At 59.2% G+C, this 17,222-nt stretch carries 17 protein-coding genes and 1 tRNA gene; 12 read left to right on the top strand and 6 right to left on the bottom strand.

Annotated elements, in window-relative coordinates; translation table 11 throughout:
• Positions 1-140 precede the first annotated feature (140 nt).
• The gene (locus GOW60_RS03710; RefSeq protein WP_254443822.1) at positions 141-671 is read left to right on the top strand and encodes a hypothetical protein; all 531 of its coding nucleotides are present in this window, start codon (positions 141-143) and stop codon (positions 669-671) included.
• Between the two features lie 11 nt (positions 672-682).
• Here GOW60_RS03710 and GOW60_RS03705 read toward each other — a convergent pair.
• The 4 genes from GOW60_RS03705 to pdxH form a co-directional block, all read right to left on the bottom strand.
• Positions 683-759: transfer RNA gene (locus GOW60_RS03705), tRNA-Pro, on the bottom strand.
• Positions 760-802: 43 nt separating this feature from the next.
• Positions 803-1,270: a DUF192 domain-containing protein gene (locus tag GOW60_RS03700; RefSeq protein ID WP_152458086.1), complete on the bottom strand. Its 468-nt coding sequence runs from the start codon at positions 1,268-1,270 to the stop codon at positions 803-805.
• A gap of 5 nt (positions 1,271-1,275) precedes the next feature.
• On the bottom strand, positions 1,276-1,782 hold the full coding sequence (locus tag GOW60_RS03695) for a cold-shock protein (protein WP_217355484.1): 507 nt from the start codon (positions 1,780-1,782) through the stop codon (positions 1,276-1,278).
• A gap of 142 nt (positions 1,783-1,924) precedes the next feature.
• Positions 1,925-2,530: a pyridoxamine 5'-phosphate oxidase gene (gene pdxH / locus GOW60_RS03690; protein ID WP_171116534.1), complete on the bottom strand. Its 606-nt coding sequence runs from the start codon at positions 2,528-2,530 to the stop codon at positions 1,925-1,927.
• 135 nt (positions 2,531-2,665) lie between these two features.
• Between pdxH and fabI the strand changes: the two genes are divergently transcribed.
• From fabI to trpE, 5 genes are all read left to right on the top strand, one after another.
• Positions 2,666-3,472, top strand: a complete 807-nt coding sequence (gene fabI / locus GOW60_RS03685) for an enoyl-ACP reductase FabI (protein ID WP_171228263.1) — start codon at positions 2,666-2,668, stop codon at positions 3,470-3,472.
• A 4-nt stretch (positions 3,473-3,476) separates the two neighbouring features.
• Complete coding sequence (gpt, locus tag GOW60_RS03680; protein ID WP_152458089.1) at positions 3,477-3,986, top strand: xanthine phosphoribosyltransferase; 510 nt, start codon at positions 3,477-3,479, stop codon at positions 3,984-3,986.
• A 21-nt stretch (positions 3,987-4,007) separates the two neighbouring features.
• Positions 4,008-5,183, top strand: coding sequence for an aminotransferase (locus GOW60_RS03675; RefSeq protein ID WP_171228262.1), 1,176 nt, complete (start codon positions 4,008-4,010; stop codon positions 5,181-5,183).
• Positions 5,184-5,263: 80 nt separating this feature from the next.
• The gene (locus GOW60_RS03670; RefSeq protein WP_171228261.1) at positions 5,264-7,105 is read left to right on the top strand and encodes a peptidylprolyl isomerase; all 1,842 of its coding nucleotides are present in this window, start codon (positions 5,264-5,266) and stop codon (positions 7,103-7,105) included.
• A gap of 11 nt (positions 7,106-7,116) precedes the next feature.
• Positions 7,117-8,628, top strand: a complete 1,512-nt coding sequence (gene trpE / locus GOW60_RS03665) for an anthranilate synthase component I (protein ID WP_171228260.1) — start codon at positions 7,117-7,119, stop codon at positions 8,626-8,628.
• Between the two features lie 57 nt (positions 8,629-8,685).
• Here the strand turns inward: trpE and GOW60_RS03660 are convergent, their stop codons facing one another.
• Positions 8,686-10,119: a polysaccharide deacteylase family 2 protein gene (locus GOW60_RS03660; RefSeq protein ID WP_171228259.1), complete on the bottom strand. Its 1,434-nt coding sequence runs from the start codon at positions 10,117-10,119 to the stop codon at positions 8,686-8,688.
• Positions 10,120-10,317: 198 nt separating this feature from the next.
• On the opposite strand from GOW60_RS03660, the gene GOW60_RS03655 reads away from it, so the two are divergent.
• From GOW60_RS03655 to lexA, 6 genes are all read left to right on the top strand, one after another.
• Entirely contained in the window at positions 10,318-10,899 is a 582-nt protein-coding gene (locus GOW60_RS03655; RefSeq protein ID WP_171228258.1) for an aminodeoxychorismate/anthranilate synthase component II, read from the top strand.
• Positions 10,896-11,915 (top strand): anthranilate phosphoribosyltransferase, encoded by a 1,020-nt coding sequence (gene trpD, locus GOW60_RS03650; protein ID WP_171228257.1) that lies wholly within the window; start codon positions 10,896-10,898, stop codon positions 11,913-11,915. The genes GOW60_RS03655 and trpD overlap by 4 nt, the downstream gene beginning before the upstream one ends.
• Complete coding sequence (trpC, locus tag GOW60_RS03645) at positions 11,912-12,724, top strand: indole-3-glycerol phosphate synthase TrpC (protein WP_152458096.1); 813 nt, start codon at positions 11,912-11,914, stop codon at positions 12,722-12,724. The genes trpD and trpC overlap by 4 nt, the downstream gene beginning before the upstream one ends.
• Positions 12,724-13,197 (top strand): cyclic pyranopterin monophosphate synthase MoaC, encoded by a 474-nt coding sequence (gene moaC, locus GOW60_RS03640; RefSeq protein WP_171228256.1) that lies wholly within the window; start codon positions 12,724-12,726, stop codon positions 13,195-13,197. The genes trpC and moaC overlap by 1 nt, the downstream gene beginning before the upstream one ends.
• Positions 13,194-14,366: a gephyrin-like molybdotransferase Glp gene (glp, locus tag GOW60_RS03635; RefSeq protein WP_171228255.1), complete on the top strand. Its 1,173-nt coding sequence runs from the start codon at positions 13,194-13,196 to the stop codon at positions 14,364-14,366. Before moaC ends, glp begins: the two co-directional genes overlap by 4 nt.
• Before the next feature lie 78 nt (positions 14,367-14,444).
• Positions 14,445-15,143: a transcriptional repressor LexA gene (gene lexA, locus GOW60_RS03630; protein ID WP_152458099.1), complete on the top strand. Its 699-nt coding sequence runs from the start codon at positions 14,445-14,447 to the stop codon at positions 15,141-15,143.
• Here the strand turns inward: lexA and GOW60_RS03625 are convergent.
• Entirely contained in the window at positions 15,137-17,185 is a 2,049-nt protein-coding gene (locus GOW60_RS03625) for a ComEC/Rec2 family competence protein (protein WP_171228254.1), read from the bottom strand. The two genes, lexA and GOW60_RS03625, sit on opposite strands and share 7 nt — an antisense overlap.
• Between the last annotated feature and the right edge of the window lie 37 nt (positions 17,186-17,222).

Here is a 17,222-nt window from a genome sequence, read left to right as displayed (position 1 = left end):
TGGCTGCATGAGGCCTTCTGCGTGCCGGCTGCGATTCCTCCACAGCTTCATCCACGGCGAATTTCCGCCGACGTTTTGCGCTCTCAAAATGAATTCCCGTTTTTACCAGCATAGTTATCTGGATTTGATCAACCAATGGCATGCTGGTTACCTTGAAAGGGAATCAATACCGTCCGGGCAAACAGACCTGCGCCATGTGCCGAACGGTTTACCCAAGAGCGAGGGAGTTCAAGCGAATGAAGTTGTTTCATTTTTTCCCGGCCATGGCCTGCATCGTTGCATGCGCACCACAAGATGTGCCCATCCCGTCACGCAGCGCTCAGTTTGAATCCTTCCCGAAACGGCTGTTCGATACTTTTGAAACCAGTTGCTCGGGCCCTGGCGAGTCTTTCAAAAAAACCGGGAACGAAGTTTTTGAATGCAGTGAGTTCCTGCCCCCGAAGGCGACAGCTTTTCTGATTCTGAACTACGACGGACATCCGCAGGAACTGCCCCAAAGCGTCATGCGACTTACGTCAACAAAAACAAACGCAGGGTATCGCGTGGATGCGCGTGTTTTCTTCCACGTCCCGCAAAAAACCGGTGCGGCAGTTGAAGTTCCGGTCGAAAGTAAGGTTTTGAATCAAGCCATCAGCGAGCTCTACCAGACAATGGGTGGCTCGCCGAATTAGCTTGATGGAAGTGGTCGGGGCGGCAGGATTCGAACCTACGACCCCCTGTACCCAAAACAGGTGCGCTACCAGACTGCGCCACGCCCCGGACCGTGCGCCTTCCTAACGACGCCGATCTGATTTGAAAAGCCCTAACAGGGCCAAATTGCAGGTCCTTGCGAAAAAATTTCGTGCTTCATCTGTGTCCCGGGCCCGATGGAGTAGCGCGCGGACAATCCTGCATTGATTTCAAGCACCGCATATACGGAATCGCCCCCTTCAATCGGCGTAAGATCACCCGGAATCGCCCCTTCATGCACACGCGTCACCAAACCGGTGCGATCGAGAAAAACCATATCGAGCGGGATCAGTGTGTTCTTCATCCAGAAAGCAACGGGTTGAGGCGGATCAAAGACGAACAGCATACCGGATCGAGCCGGCAACGATTCGCGAAACATCAAACCGCGGGATCGCTCTTGAGGAGTGACGGCGACTTCCACGTTAAATTGCACCGTCGCACTGTCATTTCTGAGTGTGACACGATCCGATCTGCAAGCAGCAGCAGCAACTCCTGCCCACAACGTTACGAATATGGTCAAGAGTATCCGAAGCCGTTTCATCCGGTTCAGCTATCCAAAGCCGCTTCCCAGGCCAGAACCTGCGCGGCCATCCGACCACGCTTGCCGTCGATCACCCTCATGGCCAGCGCTTCACCTGGTTGCAGATCGGCAAGACCCGACCGGCGCAACACCTCGATATGAACGAATACGTCTTCATTTCGCCCAAAGACATTGGCAAATCCGAAACCCTTGCCTTTGTCGAACCATTTCACCCGTGCGGCTTCCAGCGGCGCCTTTGCGATAGCCTCCGGATCCAGCTCGGCGAAATCGGCAAGCATCATCGAGTCGGTCCGCGCCGGCGGATCAATCGCTACGACCTCGACCGCTTGAACCCCTCGGTCCGTGCGGTGAGTCATAATTTCAATGCTGGCGCCATCCGCAACCGAACTCTGGCCGTAATTGCGCAGAACATTTACGTGCAACAGAATATCCGGGCCGCCCTCTTCGGATACAACAAAGCCATAACCCTTGGCAGGGTCGAACCATTTTACGTGTCCACGGACGCGGTACATGTTGTTCAGGTCTTCTGGCACGGTTTTCCCATCGCGAATTTCAACAGTTCGTTAAGGGTTTGTTGTTTATGGGAATGGCAGGCAAATTCAAGCTGAAAAAATCGTTTATTTTCTGCCTGTTGCATTTCACGACACGTGAACGTCATGGATTCAACCTTTCAACATGCCATGCCGATCCCGGCTCAATTCGTTGCCATCTGAACCGGTCATGCAAGCGGAATGCTCCATCGGCCCAGAACTCAATCTCGGTGGGCGTCAATCTGTACCCGCCCCAAAACGGCGGACGCGGTGGATTTGGCCCAAGTTTCGCCGTCACTTTCGCGACCTCTGCCATCAAAGCTGCCCGGCTTGAAAGCGGTTGCGACTGCTTTGAAGCCCACGCGCCCAGTCGGCTTTTCAATGACCTTGATGCATAATACTCATCTGCCTGGGGCCCATTTTCACGACGTATTGTACCACGAACACGAAGTTGACGCCGCAAAGATTTCCAATGCATCACAAATGCAGCTTTTCCGGCGGTATCCAGTTCCTTGGCCTTGGCGCTTTCGTAGTTCGTATAAAAAACAAACGAGTCCGCTTCGATTTCCTTGAGCAAAACCATGCGTGCATTTGGCAAGCCATCCGGATCAACGGTTGCTAGCGCAATCGCATTCGGGTCGTTTAATTCGGTTTCTTCAGCCTCGGCAAGCCACCGGGCCGCTATTTCAAACGGATCGGAGCCAGCAAAGATGCCATCACGCTCGGTCATTTCCATCCCCTGGAAAGTATTAACGTCGAACCTAAGGCGAGAACCCGCTGCGGGCAAGAGCGCACGGCCTTGATGCAACGCAACCAATGGCATAAACCAACTCAACATAACGCGAAGACAGGCGGAGAACCGAACATGTCAAATCAGTTGATGGCCGGCAAACGCGGCCTCATCATGGGACTGGCCAATGACAAATCAATCGCATGGGGAATCGCCCGCGCCTTGTCGAATGCCGGGGCCGAGCTGGCCTTTTCCTATCAGGGCGAGGCTTTGAAAAAGCGCGTCGATCCGCTGGCGGCGCAATTGGGCAGCGAAATCGTTCTGCCCTGCGACGTCAGTGACGAAGCATCCATCGACGCGCTCTTTGCAGCTCTGGAAGAGAAATGGGGCAAGCTGGACTTCGTCGTCCACGCCATCGGCTTTTCTGACAAGAACGAGTTGCGCGGTCGCTATGTCGACACCAGCCGCGCGAACTTCAAACTGACGATGGATGTTTCGGTATATTCCTTTACAGCCGTGATGCAGCGTGCCGAAAAGATGATGTCCGAGGGCGGCAGCGCTGTGACCCTGACCTACTACGGCGCCGAGCAGGTCATGCCGCACTATAATGTCATGGGCGTCGCCAAGGCCGCGCTGGAGGCGTCGGTCAAGTACCTGGCTGAGGATCTGGGCAAGGATGGCATCCGCGTAAACTCGATCTCGGCCGGCCCGATCAAGACGCTGGCCGCCAGCGGCATCGGCGATTTCCGCTATATCATGAAGTGGAACGAATATAACTCGCCCCTGCGCCGCAACGTGACGATTGATGACGTCGGCAACTCGGCGCTGTACCTGCTGTCGGATCTGTCCAGCGGTGTCACAGGTGAGAATCTGCATGTGGATTCGGGGTATCACATTGTCGGCATGAAGGCAGTTGACGCCCCGGACGTGGAAAAAGGTTAAGAACATGAGCGCCAAGGACCGCCTGCCCCACGAAAAAGGCTTTCATATCAGCTGGGACCAGATTCATCGCGATTCGCGAGCACTGGCCTGGCGTCTTGACGGACAAGGTCCCGATGATGGCAACTGGCGGGGTGTTGTCGCGATCACGCGCGGCGGCATGGCGCCTGCGATGATCGTCAGCCGAGAACTGGACATCCGTACGGTCGATACGATCAGCGTGCGTTCATACCACCATCAGGAACAGGGTGAGGCAGAGGTGCTGAAATCTCCGGACGCCGACCTGATGGGTGACGGAACCGGTATTCTGATCATCGACGACCTGGTCGACAGCGGAAAGACGTTGGAACTGGTTCGGGACATGTACCCGAATGCCCATTTCGCGACGGTTTACGCCAAACCCAAGGGCCGCCCGATGGTGGATACCTTCATCACCGAAGTCAGCCAGGACACATGGATCTTCTTCCCATGGGATATGGCCCTTCAATATGTCGAGCCGTATCGCGGCACCGATTGATTTCTGATTAGTAGACCGCTCATGACGCTCAGCCGTACCGCCGCAACATTCGCACCTCCGGTGATGGAGGCGCGCCGATGGGTCGAGGGCGTTGCCTTCCCATCCGACCGCCCGTTGATCAACGTAAGCCAGGCGGCCCCGGTTGATCCGCCGCCGCTGGCCTTGCGGCAGGCTATGGCCGAGTTTGCTGTGCGCGAAGACAGCGCGCATCTTTACGGCCCGGTATTGGGCAATGACGATCTGCGCACCGAACTGGCGGCGCAGATCAGTTCTCACTATGCGGCGCAGGTAGACGCACCTCGGATCGCCATCACCTCGGGCTGCAATCAGGCGTTTTCGGCCGTTATATCGGCGATCACCGGCGAAGCGGATGAGGTCATTCTGCCAACCCCATGGTATTTCAACCACAAAATGTGGCTGGATATGGCCGGAGTACAGTCCGTGGACCTGCCGACCGGCGATGATCTTTTGCCCGATCCAGAGCGTGCACGCGGATTGATTACCGACAAGACACGCGCCATTGCGCTGGTCACGCCCAACAATCCGGGCGGCGTCGAATACCCTGCCGAACTTGTCAGAGCCTTCTACAACCTGGCCCGTGAAACCGGGATCCGCCTGATCGTCGATGAAACCTATCGCGATTTCGACAGCCGCAGCGGCCCCCCGCATGATCTGTTTCAGCAACCCGGGTGGGACGAAACGCTTATCCATCTTTACTCTTTCTCCAAGGCTTATCGTCTGACGGGTCACAGGGTGGGTGCCGTCGCAACAAGCCCGGCCTTGTTGGCCGAGGTCGAGAAATTTCTGGATACGGTCGCCATTTGCCCGGGCCAGATCGGCCAGTTCGCAGCGTTGTGGGGTATGCAAAACCTGTCGCAATGGCTGGCCGGCGAGCGTGACGAAATTCTTGACCGCCGCGCAGCCATTGCAGAAGGGATGCCGGCGCTTGAAGCCCGGGGGTGGCGGCTTTTGGGGCTTGGCGCCTATTTTGCCTATCTCGAACATCCGTTCGACATGCCGTCCGACGAGCTGGCGCGCCGTCTGGTCAAGGAAGCTGGCGTGCTGCTGTTGCCCGGAACCATGTTCATGCCGGATCATGACCCGGCTGGAAAACGGCAGGTGCGCATTGCTTTTGCCAATCTGGATCGGGCCGGGCTGGGCCAATTGTTCGACCGGTTGCAGGCCCTGTCCTTCTAAGCTTGCCCCTCGGCGGTGTGCGTCGTATTCAGGGCCGCAACCGACAGGGCAGAACTCTGCCGAAAAAACAAGAGGGCATCATGGCCGCAGGCGCTAAAAGTCTTTCGAAAACCTTTGTCTGGATTCTGATGGGCCTGCTGATGCTGGGCCTTGCGGGATTTGGCGCGGTCAACCTCAGCGGGACGATCCGCACAGTTGCGACAGTCGGCGACGAAAGCATCTCGGTCGACGACTACGTGCGCGAATTGCAGCGTGAGATCCGAGCGGTAGAGGCACAATCCGGGCAACCTTTGCAGATGTCGCAAGCCCGCGACCTGGGTCTGGACCGAAACGCCCTTGCCCGCCTGACCGCTTTGGCGGCGCTGGACAACGAGGTCGGTCAGCTTGGGATTTCCATCGGCGATGAGAACCTTCAGCAAGAGATCATCTCGATCCCGGCATTTCAGGGTGTCAACGGAACTTTTGACCGTGAATCCTATCGCTTTCAGCTGGAACAGGTCGGCATGACCGATTCCGAATTCGAATCCGATCTGCGAAAGGAATCCGCCCGAACCATCGTGCAGGGCGCAATCATGGGCGGCGTGAAAATGCCGGCAACGCTGACGGACACGATGATCGATTATATCGGCGCGCGGCGCAGCTTTACGGTTGCAACTGTTGGAGCGGAAGCGCTGGATACACCTGTGGCCGAACCAACGGACGCGCAGATCCAGGCATTCTATGATGACAATGGGGACCAGTTCATGCTGCCCCGCACCAAGCAGCTGACTTATGCGATTCTGTCGCCTGCAATGTTGGTGGACACGGTCGACATCGACGAAGACGCGCTGCGCAAGCTCTATGAAGAACGAAACGACGAATACAACCAGCCCGAACGCCGTTTGGTCGAACGTCTGAACTTTCCAAGCGAACAGGCCGCCAAGGACGCTTTGGCGCAGCTTGAGGTTGGCGGCACAACGTTCGAACAGTTGGTTCGGGATCGTGAACTGGAACTGAATGACATCGATCTGGGCGACGTGACGCGTGAGGATCTGGGCGAAGCTGCGGACGCCGTATTTGCAGCCGAGCTTGACACTGTCGTGGGCCCGTTGCCTTCGGTGTTCGGTCCGGCCCTGTTCCGCGTCAACGGATCACTGGCGGCGAACAACGTTCCATTTGAAGAGGCCGAGCCGGCACTTCGCGAAGAGTTGGCGACTGAACGCGCCCGTCGTCTGATCGAGGCGCAATCCGAAGATATCAACGATATGCTGGCGGGCGGTGCCACGCTGGAAGAACTGGCGGAAGAAACCGAAATGGAACTGGGTCAGATCGACTGGACTCGTGACAGCGACGAAGGCGTTGCGGCCTATGACGGATTCCGAGCGGCCGCAGAAGCCGTTCAGGAAGGGGATTTCCCTGAAATCGCCTTCCTCGAAGACGGGTCAATTTTTGCCCTGCGCCTGGACGAGGTTCTGCCACGTCGCCCGGAACCGCTGGAGAGCGCGCGCGACCGTGTCGCCGCGGCCTGGCAACAGGCCGAGATCAACAAAGCCCTGCGCGAAAAGGCGGATGCCATTCTGACCCAACTGGCACCTGACGGTGATTTCGCAGCGACCGGCCTGCCCTTCCGCGTCGAAAACGCCCTGACCCGCACAGCGTTTCTGGATGACGTGCCGGCCAATTTCATGAACGAGGTTTTCGCAATGGAACCGGGCGAGCTGCGCGTTGTTGAGGGCAATGGTGCGGCCTGGATAGTGCGTCTGGATGAAACCCTGCCACCGGCGGATACAGATGAACTGCGTCAGTTGCGTGATGCCCTGAGCTCTCAGATGGATCAGGCTTTGGCACAGAATATTTTCAACGCCTACGTACGTGACGCCCAGACCCGGGCGCGCCCCGTGGTGGATCAACAGGCGCTGAACGCCGTGCAGGCGAGCTTTTAAACGAGACAGATATGGCCCTGACACCCGATTTCGAAACCTTCGCGCGCGCCTATGAGGCGGGCGAAAACCAGGTTGTATATAGGCGTCTGGCCGCCGATCTGGACACACCTGTTTCACTGATGCTCAAGCTGACGGGCGCGCAGAAAGATGCGTTCATGCTGGAATCGGTGACAGGCGGTGAGGTTCGTGGCCGCTATTCGATCATCGGCATGAAACCTGATCTGGTCTGGCGCTGTCACGGGGAAACCTCGGAACTGAACCGTTCGGCCCGTTTCGATGCCGAGGCGTTCTTGCCCCAAGATGGCAATCCGATGGACAACCTGCGGGCGCTTCTTGCCGAAAGCCGCATGGAATTGCCCGATGACCTGCCACAGGCCGCGGCCGGGCTGTTCGGGTATCTGGGCTATGACATGGTTCGGTTGGTGGAACACCTTCCGGATGTGAACCCTGATCCACTGGGTCTGCCTGATGCGATCATGCTGCGCCCGTCTGTCACTGCGGTGCTGGATGGGGTCAAGGGTGAAGTGACGGTGGTTTCACCTGTCTGGGCCAGCGACGGTCAATCGGCCAAGGCGGCTTATGCTCAGGCGGCTGAGCGTGTGATGGATGCGGTCCGCGACCTGGAACGGGCCATGCCCGCGGAAACCCGCGATCTAGGCGACGCGCGCGAGGTCGCCCCGCCGGTGTCGAACTTCACCAAGTCCGGCTATATGAAGGCGGTCGAAAAGGCCAAGGAATACATCCGCGCGGGTGACATCTTTCAGGTTGTTCCGGCTCAACGCTGGACGCAGGATTTTCCACTGCCGCCTTTTGCTCTCTACCGATCCTTGCGGCGTACCAATCCGTCACCTTTCATGTTCTATTTCAACTTCGGCGGTTTTCAGGTGGTGGGCGCAAGCCCCGAAATCCTGGTGCGTGTCTTTGGCAACGAAGTCACCATTCGCCCCATCGCAGGCACGCGCCCACGCGGCGCGACGCCCGAAGAAGACAAGGCGAACGAGCTGGACCTGCTGGCCGACAAGAAAGAACTGGCCGAGCATCTGATGCTGCTCGATCTGGGTCGCAACGATACCGGCCGCGTGTCAAAGATCGGAACCGTACGTCCGACAGAAGAGTTCATCATCGAACGCTACAGCCACGTGATGCACATCGTATCGAACGTTGTGGGCGAACTGGCCGAAGACAAAGACGCGTTGGACGCCTTTTTTGCGGGTATGCCGGCAGGAACGGTTTCGGGCGCGCCAAAAGTGCGCGCGATGGAGATCATCGACGAGCTGGAGCCGGAAAAGCGCGGCGTTTACGGCGGCGGCGTCGGCTATTTCAGCGCAGGCGGAGACATGGACATGTGTATCGCCCTGCGTACCGCCATCGTGAAGGATCAGAAACTCTATATCCAAGCTGGGGGTGGTGTTGTTTACGACAGCGACCCCGAAGCCGAGTTCATGGAAACTGTTCATAAATCCAACGCCATACGGCGCGCAGCAGCTGACGCCGCGCGGTTTACCGGCAACGGAAACGGCTAAAAAACAGAGGCGGCCGATCAGATGATCACCGCCCCTTTTCTTTGCATTCTGCGCAGGTCACTGCACCTGTTTCATCATGACGGCCGAGATCGGAGCCATTGCCACGCGGTTGCCCCGATCTTCCAACCCCCACAGCAACAGGGCTGAAATCGTCTCGGGACGCACGCGCCCCAGCATGACCACTGTCCCTTCCTGACCCGCACGGAAAGCGGCCTGATCCAGGAATCTGCGCATGATTTTGGGATCCTGCCGTGCGCCGTCGATATCGCGGAAAACGACACTGGACGGAATTCCGTTTCGCGCCGCCAGTTTCTGCACGGTGTTGAGGCCGTTGTCCTGCGTGATCAGCCCCCGGCCGGTTCCCGCAGCAATCGCGGCGACCTGATCAGCCAGTTTGCGATTGCCCTGAATCCCGCTGTTCACACCTTCCAGAATACCAACCGTTTCCGGCAGGGTATCCAGCCACACCGACAGCGACACCTCGGCGTCCTGCGCGCTTGCGGCCTCGGGCAGATCCGCCAGGGCCAGCACCTCGAACCCGGCCTTGCGATGACGGGCCATCTTTTCCGCCGCGTCTGGATCCGATGGGTTCACGGCAAAGCTGATCGGATAGGGAAAGTCCTGCAACGCCTCGGACCCGAATGCGCCCTCGTCATCGATCAGAATGATGGACATCAGCGGCTTGGCTTCGGGGTTTTCGAACTTTGCCGCAAAACGCTCGATCGGCTTGGCCGATTTCGGCTGCTCAGCCGAAGCCTGTTCCACGACGGGCTCATCATCGCGTTCCGTCAGCGGAACGACGCGTTTTCCGATGATCGAGCTGGCACTTGCTTTCTGCTCACCCCCGATCTGGGGCAGCGCAGCGATACGCGGCAGTTCCCGAGGCATGGTGTCTTCATCCCCTTCCACGGCAATCGGGCTGTTTTCAAAGGGGTTCTGTTCTTCGGCCCCTGTCGACTCTGGCTCCGGTTCTGATGCTGCCTTTGGCAGAGGGTCTGGCTCGGGCGCAAGCGCGGCCACCTCGGTGTTCTCGGGCTCTGCTGGCGGGGCCGGTGTTTCATCAATTACGGCAGGCAGCGCATCGTCCGGCTGAATTGCGGGAACCTGACTTGGCTCTGGCAGTGCGGCGGGCGCTTCGATCACGAATGACACTTCATTTGCTTCTGCTGCTTCCGGTTGGTTCAGCGCGTCCGTTGCCGCGCCGACAACCGGCTGGGAATCGATTGACGTTTCCAGCCCCGACAGGTCGGCCAGATCCTCGCCGGCGTCATCGGCGGCTTCTGGCGCACGCGGGGCAAGTTCCACCAGATCGGCGTCAGAACCGGCGTCTGCCACTTCCGCCGGAGCCTCGGGCGTTTCAGAAATCGTCGGCGCCGGTGCTTCGGTTGCAACAACCGGGGTATTCACCATCGGCGTCTTGAGTGACACAACCGCACCCAAGATCAAAACAACGATCGCGCCCGCGACCATTCCTCCGAAAAATCCGCCCATTTTCCTGCCTTTCGCCTCTTTCCTCTGCCTCGTCCAGCTCTGCGCCATCTGGTGTAGCGCTCGGCCAATTGAACGCGTCAGAAACGGTATGTCCTCTTGACGCTGCCGCTCAAGCCTGAGCATGTATGTGCGGACATTATACCGTGGCCCGGGGCTGCATCGCCAGCCCGAAATGCCCAAGCGAAGATAAGTGCCCAAATGCTGCTGCTGATCGACAACTACGACTCGTTTACCTACAATTTGGTACATTATTTAGGCGAACTTGGTGCCGAAATGGTCATTCGCCGAAATGATGCGCTGGATGTGCAGGAAGCGATGGCCATGAACCCCGCCGGCATTCTGCTGAGCCCCGGCCCCTGCGATCCGGATCAGGCGGGGATTTGCCTTGCGCTGACGGAAGCGGCCGCTGAAACCAAAACGCCGCTGTTGGGGGTTTGCCTGGGGCATCAGACCATAGGCCAGGTGTTTGGCGGCAAGGTGGTTCGATGCCACGAGATCGTTCATGGCAAGATGGGCACGGTGAAGCACACCGGCAAGGGGGTGTTTGCCGGTCTGCCCTCACCCTTTGAGGCAACGCGCTATCATTCGCTGGTGGTCGAGCGCGAGACCCTGCCCGATTGCCTGGAGATCACGGCCGAGCTGGACGACGGCACGATCATGGGATTGCAGCACAAGGAATTGCCGATCCACGGTGTGCAGTTCCACCCGGAATCCATCGCATCCGAGCACGGTCACGCCCTTCTCAAAAACTTCCTGCAAGAACTGAAAGTCCCGGCATGAGCGACGCGCTGAAACCGCTGATCGGAGCCGCTGCCGATCGTCCTTTGACACGTGCCGAGGCCGAAAAAGCCTTTGCCATACTGTTCGATGGCGAAGCCACGCCCAGCCAGATCGGCGGACTGCTGATGGCCATGCGGACACGGGGTGAGACGGTCGATGAATACGCCGCGGCAGCCGCCGTGATGCGTTCGAAATGCAATGCCGTGAACGCACCCGAGGGGGCGATGGATATCGTCGGCACCGGCGGTGACGGCAAAGGCACCCTGAACATCTCGACCGCGACCGCCTTTGTCGTGGCCGGTGCCGGAGTCACGGTCGCGAAACACGGCAATCGCAACCTGAGCTCGAAATCCGGCGCGGCGGATGCATTGGGCCAGATGGGTATCAACGTCATGGTTGGCCCGCAAGTTGTTGAAAATGCGCTGAAAGATGTTGGTATCGGCTTCATGATGGCGCCCATGCACCACCCTGCCATCGCCCATGTGATGCCGTCCCGGCAAGAATTGGGAACGCGCACGATCTTCAATATTCTCGGCCCCCTGACCAACCCTGCCGGCGTCAAACGGCAGTTGACCGGCGCCTTCAGCCGCGACCTGATCCGCCCGATGGCCGAAACGCTTGGCCTGCTGGGCTCGGACCGCGCCTGGTTGGTGCATGGTTCGGACGGGACGGACGAGCTTACGATCACCGGCATCAGCTGGGTCGCCGCTCTGGAAGACGGGATTGTGAAAGAGGTCGAACTGCACCCCGAAGACGCAGGTCTTCCGGTGCATCCGTTCGAGGACATCATCGGTGGCTCGCCCGAGGAAAACGCCGTTGCGTTTCGGGCTTTGCTGGATGGTGCCCCGTCCGCGTATCGCGACGCGGTGTTACTGAATTCGGCCGCCGCTCTGGTCGTCGCCGAAGCGGCAAATGATCTGCGCGAAGGCGTGGCCATGGCTGCTGAAAGCATCGACAGTGGCAATGCCAAAAACAAAATCACGGCCTTGGCCGCCAAGACACAGGAAGCCGCATGACCGAAACCGTTCTGGACAGAATCAAAGCCTACAAACTGGAAGAAGTCGCGGCGGACAAAGCGCAGAAATCCCTGGAAACACTGGAAAGTGAGGCCCGGTCCGCCTCGGAGCCTCGTGGCTTTGCCAATGCGCTGCAACACGCCTCGCGGCAAGGCTATGGCCTGATCGCCGAGGTCAAGAAAGCCAGCCCGTCCAAAGGACTGATCCGGCCGGATTTCGACCCGCCCGTTCTTGCAAAGGCTTATGAAGATGGTGGCGCGACATGTTTGTCCGTCCTGACCGACACCCCCAGCTTTCAGGGCAAGAAAGAGTATCTGACGCAGGCGCGCGAGGCGACGTCCCTGCCCGCCTTGCGCAAGGATTTCATGTACGACCCGTATCAGGTGGTCGAAGCACGCGCCCTGGGGGCGGATTGCATTCTGATCATCATGGCCTCGGTCAGTGATGATCAGGCGGCTGAACTGGAAGACACTGCATTCGATTGGGGAATGGATGTTCTGATCGAAGTGCATGACGAAGCAGAGCTTGAACGCGCGGCACAGCTGAAAAGCCCGCTGATCGGTATCAACAACCGCAATCTGAAGACATTCGAGACAACGCTCGACACGACGCGCCGCCTGTCCAAGCTGGTGCCCGCCGATCGCACCATCGTGTGCGAAAGCGGACTGGGTACACCAGACGATCTGAAGGACATTGCACGCTATGGTGCCCGCTGCTTTTTGATCGGAGAAAGCCTGATGCGCCAGGACGATGTTGAAGCGGCAACACGCCATATCCTGTCAAACCCGCTGATCCCCGGAGTGATGTGATGCCACTGACCCATTTCGATGCCCAAGGTCAGGCACATATGGTCGATGTCTCGGACAAGGAGGTGACGGATCGCATCGCCGTTGCCGAAGGTCACATCAGGATGGCGCCGGAAACCTTTGAAATCATTTCCGAAGGTCGCGCCAAGAAAGGCGATGTTCTGGGCATTGCCCGTTTGGCCGGCATCATGGGCGCAAAGAAGACGCCGGACCTCATTCCGCTGTGTCATCCTTTGCCGGTGACCAAAGTGGCCGTAGAGCTGACTCTTGACCCGGACCTGCCGGGTGTTCGGATCCAGGCCACCGTCAAGACCTCGGGCCAGACCGGGGTTGAGATGGAAGCGCTGACCGCCGTATCGACAGCCGCCTTGACCGTATACGACATGACCAAGGCCGTCGATAAGGCGATGGAGATAGGCGGCATTCGCGTTCTGCTCAAAGATGGCGGTAAATCAGGGCGTTACGAGGCGAAATGATTACTGTCGAAGAGGCGCGCGCCCTGTTGTTCGATCTTGTGGGGCCATTGCCGGCCGAAGAGGTTCCACTGGCCCAGTCCGCAGGGCGCGTTCTGTCGCGGGACGTCACGGCCACGCGGGATCAGCCGCCTTTTGCCGCCTCTTCCATGGATGGCTATGCAGTCAAATCTGACGAGGTCGAACTGCACGCCATGTTCAAAGTCGTGGGCGAGTCAGCGGCCGGGCGTCGGTTTGAGGGCACTGTAGGCCCCGGACAGGCCGTTCGCATCTATACCGGCGCCCCTGTGCCCGAAGGCGCGGATTTCGTTGTTATTCAAGAGGATACGGACCGTCGCGGTGATCTGCTGACAATCACGGACACACCCGGCGCCAAAACGAACATCCGACCCGCTGGCGTGGATTTCAAGGCTGGCACGTCCATATCGGCCCCGCGATTGATCCGCGCTGAAGATGTGGCCTTGATGGCCGCGATGAACATCCCTCGCGTTCCGGTGTCGTGCAAACCCGTTGTCGCCCTCATCTCGACGGGTGATGAGTTGGTCATGCCCGGGGAAGAACCCGGCCCGGATCAGATCATCGCCTCGAACACATTTGGCCTGAAGGCAATGCTCGAAGGATTGGGGGCTGTGGTGCGCGTGCTTCCGATCGCACGGGACACTGTATCGTCGCTTGAAACGGCCTTTGGTCTTGCGCAGGGGGCGGATCTGGTCGTGACGATCGGCGGGGCGTCGGTTGGCGATTATGACCTCGTGTCGGACGTTTCGCAGGGCTTGGGGATGAAGCAATCCTTCTACAAGATCCGAATGCGCCCCGGAAAACCCCTGATGGCCGGTCGTATCGGCACCGCGGCAATGGTCGGGTTGCCGGGCAATCCGGTCAGCGCCATGGTTTGCGGCTATCTGTTTCTGGCCCCGATGGTGCGCCGGATGCTGGGGCTTGAACAGGTGCTGCCGCCCTTCCGCACGGCCCGGCTGAGTGGTCCTTTGCCCGAGAATGGCCCGCGCGAGCATTATATGCGCGCCGTGGTGACGGATGCCGGTATCGAAGCTTGCGCAGATCAGGACAGTTCCCTTCTCAGCGTATTGGCGCAGTCCAACGCGCTGTTGGTCCGCGCCCCACACGATCCGGCGCGCGACGTCGGGGAATTGGTCGAATACCTGCCGATCTGATGTAGCCTCAAATTCGTTGACACAAAACGTGAACATGCGTAGAACAAAAGAAAACGCATGAGCGACGAGGTGTGAGCGATGCTGACCAAGAAGCAATTGGATTTGCTGGAATTCATCCACAAACGCGTGCAGGCGGACGGTGTTCCGCCCAGTTTTGATGAAATGAAGGCTGCTCTCGACCTGCGGTCGAAATCCGGCATTCACCGGTTGATCACCGCATTGGAAGAACGTGGGTTTATCCGCCGCCTTGCCCATCGCGCTCGGGCCATCGAGATCGTGAAATTGCCCGAAAGCCTTGGCGGCGAGCCGACGGCCGGCTTTACGCCACGTGTGATCGAAGGCGACCGGCCCAAGGGCCCCCGCCCTGCGAACGTGGAGCCTGTATCGGTCGACGCGCTCGAACTGCCGGTCATGGGCCGGATCGCAGCCGGTGTTCCCATCGAAGCAATCAGCCATGTATCGCATCACGTGGCCGTTCCCGGCCCCATGGTTTCGGGACAGGGTCAGCACTATGCATTGGAAGTTCGCGGCGACTCGATGATCGACGCTGGCATCAATGACGGTGACGTGGTCGTCATCCGGGAAACCTCGACCGCGGATAACGGCGACATCGTGGTTGCCTTGGTCGAGGATCAGGAGGCGACCCTCAAGCGGTACTTCCGCCGCGGCAACGCAATCGCGCTCGAGGCTGCAAACCCGGCTTATGAAACGCGCGTCCTGCCCGAAGAAAAGGTCAAGGTTCAGGGCCGTTTGGTCGGACTGATCCGCACCTACTGAGCCCGCTTGGAATGACGGTCCCCGGCAGGTTTCGGGGACCAAAGCCGATGGCCGGTCATGTCCGCGCTCGTGGTCAGCTTTCCGTTCGAAACCGACAGGCTTCCGGTTTCGTACAACCGTTCCGGATCGAACACCCCGCACGAACCTTGCAGGGCAAGCGCAACAGCCGAGATGATGATCTGGTTTTCCTGACATTCGTCAAACGCCCGCGCCGCCCGTTTTCCGGTGATATGGATGATCTCAAAATCCTTCAGCGGGTATCGTTGCACGATGTCGCTGTCCGGCCATCTGAGCGCCGCCTCGATCTGATCAACGCCGTCTCCGTCATTTTCAAGCCAGACACCGGCGACAAACCCGCTGCCTTTGCTTTTGCTGAGGGCCCGCCCCTTGTCGCTCATGACCCCCACCAATCCGCCGTTTTCAGCGATCAGGACATCCGGTCGGTGCCCCGAGTTCCAAAGCAGAAATGCCAGGACAACAGGCACCGCTCCGGCCCATCGTGCTTGTCCCTGCCACAAAGCCATCCACAAGGCGCCGTATGCGACCAGGGGCAGGATGTACCAAGGCGGGCTGACGACAAACCCCTGCGCGCCATCAAGGTGCAATACCCAGTCGGAAACCGTAAGGATCCAATGCAACGCCCAGCCCATGACGGTCAGGGCAATTGCCTCCAGTCCAAACGGGGCCAGAAGCGCCGCAACGACGGCGGAGGGCACGACAAAAAGACCCATGACAGGAACGGAAAGCAGGTTGGCCAGCAGACCGTAATGGGACATCGTATTGAAATGCGCGGCACCTATGGGGGCTGTTGCAAGGCCTGCAATTGCCGATGACATCACCACACCGACGACGGGCTTCAACCAGTTTGGGCCGGGCATCGGGCCCATCTCTCGCAACGCTCCGAAGACGGCGACCAACGCTGTGGTTGCAGCGAAGGACATTTGAAATCCGGGGCTCAGCAGCGACTCGGGTCGAAGAACCAGCACGATTACGGCGGCAACGGCAACCGCACGCAGTGAAATCGCGCGTCGGTCGATCAACACGGCCCCCAGCATGACACTGACCATGACAAAGGCCCGTTCGGTTGCAACGTTGCCCCCGGACAACAACAGATAAAGGGTTGCGGCACAAAGCGCGAGAACCGCAGCCACCTTCCGAACCGGTACCCGCAACGCAACAGGGGGGCACAACGACAGCCCCAATCGACACGCGACGAACACGAATCCTGTCAGAAGCCCCATATGAAGCCCGGAAATGGCCAGCAGATGCGCCAGATTGGACGCCCGCAAGGATGATAGCGTCTCCTGCCCCATCCCGCTGCGATCTCCGGTGGTGACGGCGGCGGCAAATCCACCGATTTCACCGGGCAGGATCTGCCTGACCCGCTGCGAAATGGCCATGCGGATCGCAGTGACCCGAATGCCGTCGATCCCCTCGGCCGCTGGTGCGATGGTCATGATCGGGACGCGGGTATAGCCGACCGCGCCCAATCGTTGAAACCAGGCATGGCGGCGAAAGTCGAAACCTCCGGGCTCGACCGGGCCCTGCGGCGGCGAAAGATGACCCGTGGTCATAATACGCTGCCCCGGTGCGATTGCGCCCGTTGGGACATGAACGGAAAGACGGATGCGCTGCGGCCTGCGCTCCTGAGGTACATCCCCTATGCGTACCTGGTCAAGCGTCAACCGCAACGCATCCGAGGCAGACCGATCCATGGCGACGACCCTCCCCTCGACAGGGCCATAATATCGCCACGACAGTACCGGTTCTGCCACCATATGGGCGCGAACGCCTGCCAGAACGAAACCGGCAGAGATCAGCGCCCCCCCGATTGTCAACGTTCCCACCCCCGGTGGCAGCCGGCGGCGCAAGACGAAAAGAGCGGCTCCAAGACAGACAAGACCGGCATAAACTGACCAATCCGGCTCGACGCGGACGCCGAAATAGAGACCAATCCCCGTCGCCAGCAAAACCGGCGTCCAAGGGAAAAGGTAGCCTGTCTGGTGCAGCAGCGCGGCCTCGACCCGTGCAAGAACACGCATGGTTGCCCCCGTCCTTCGGGCTCGTTAGACAGGCTTC

The sequence above is a fragment of the Ruegeria sp. HKCCA4008 genome (assembly GCF_013033125.1).
Classification (GTDB): domain Bacteria; phylum Pseudomonadota; class Alphaproteobacteria; order Rhodobacterales; family Rhodobacteraceae; genus Ruegeria.
Note: the sequence above shows the minus strand (reverse complement) of the source record. Positions and strands in the feature narration are given on the sequence as shown.

Bases quoted from the DNA above. Each gene is read 5' to 3' on its own strand.
- GOW60_RS03710 (WP_254443822.1), top strand. From the start codon at position 141: ATGCTGGTTACCTTGAAAGGGAATCAATACCGTCCGGGCAAACAGACC.
- GOW60_RS03700 (WP_152458086.1), bottom strand. From the start codon at position 1,270: ATGAAACGGCTTCGGATACTCTTGACCATATTCGTAACGTTGTGGGCA.
- GOW60_RS03695 (WP_217355484.1), bottom strand. From the start codon at position 1,782: ATGTACCGCGTCCGTGGACACGTAAAATGGTTCGACCCTGCCAAGGGT.
- pdxH (WP_171116534.1), bottom strand. From the start codon at position 2,530: ATGACCGAGCGTGATGGCATCTTTGCTGGCTCCGATCCGTTTGAAATA.
- fabI (WP_171228263.1), top strand. From the start codon at position 2,666: ATGTCAAATCAGTTGATGGCCGGCAAACGCGGCCTCATCATGGGACTG.
- gpt (WP_152458089.1), top strand. From the start codon at position 3,477: ATGAGCGCCAAGGACCGCCTGCCCCACGAAAAAGGCTTTCATATCAGC.
- GOW60_RS03675 (WP_171228262.1), top strand. From the start codon at position 4,008: ATGACGCTCAGCCGTACCGCCGCAACATTCGCACCTCCGGTGATGGAG.
- GOW60_RS03670 (WP_171228261.1), top strand. From the start codon at position 5,264: ATGGCCGCAGGCGCTAAAAGTCTTTCGAAAACCTTTGTCTGGATTCTG.
- trpE (WP_171228260.1), top strand. From the start codon at position 7,117: ATGGCCCTGACACCCGATTTCGAAACCTTCGCGCGCGCCTATGAGGCG.
- GOW60_RS03660 (WP_171228259.1), bottom strand. From the start codon at position 10,119: ATGGGCGGATTTTTCGGAGGAATGGTCGCGGGCGCGATCGTTGTTTTG.
- GOW60_RS03655 (WP_171228258.1), top strand. From the start codon at position 10,318: ATGCTGCTGCTGATCGACAACTACGACTCGTTTACCTACAATTTGGTA.
- trpD (WP_171228257.1), top strand. From the start codon at position 10,896: ATGAGCGACGCGCTGAAACCGCTGATCGGAGCCGCTGCCGATCGTCCT.
- trpC (WP_152458096.1), top strand. From the start codon at position 11,912: ATGACCGAAACCGTTCTGGACAGAATCAAAGCCTACAAACTGGAAGAA.
- moaC (WP_171228256.1), top strand. From the start codon at position 12,724: ATGCCACTGACCCATTTCGATGCCCAAGGTCAGGCACATATGGTCGAT.
- glp (WP_171228255.1), top strand. From the start codon at position 13,194: ATGATTACTGTCGAAGAGGCGCGCGCCCTGTTGTTCGATCTTGTGGGG.
- lexA (WP_152458099.1), top strand. From the start codon at position 14,445: ATGCTGACCAAGAAGCAATTGGATTTGCTGGAATTCATCCACAAACGC.
- GOW60_RS03625 (WP_171228254.1), bottom strand. From the start codon at position 17,185: ATGCGTGTTCTTGCACGGGTCGAGGCCGCGCTGCTGCACCAGACAGGC.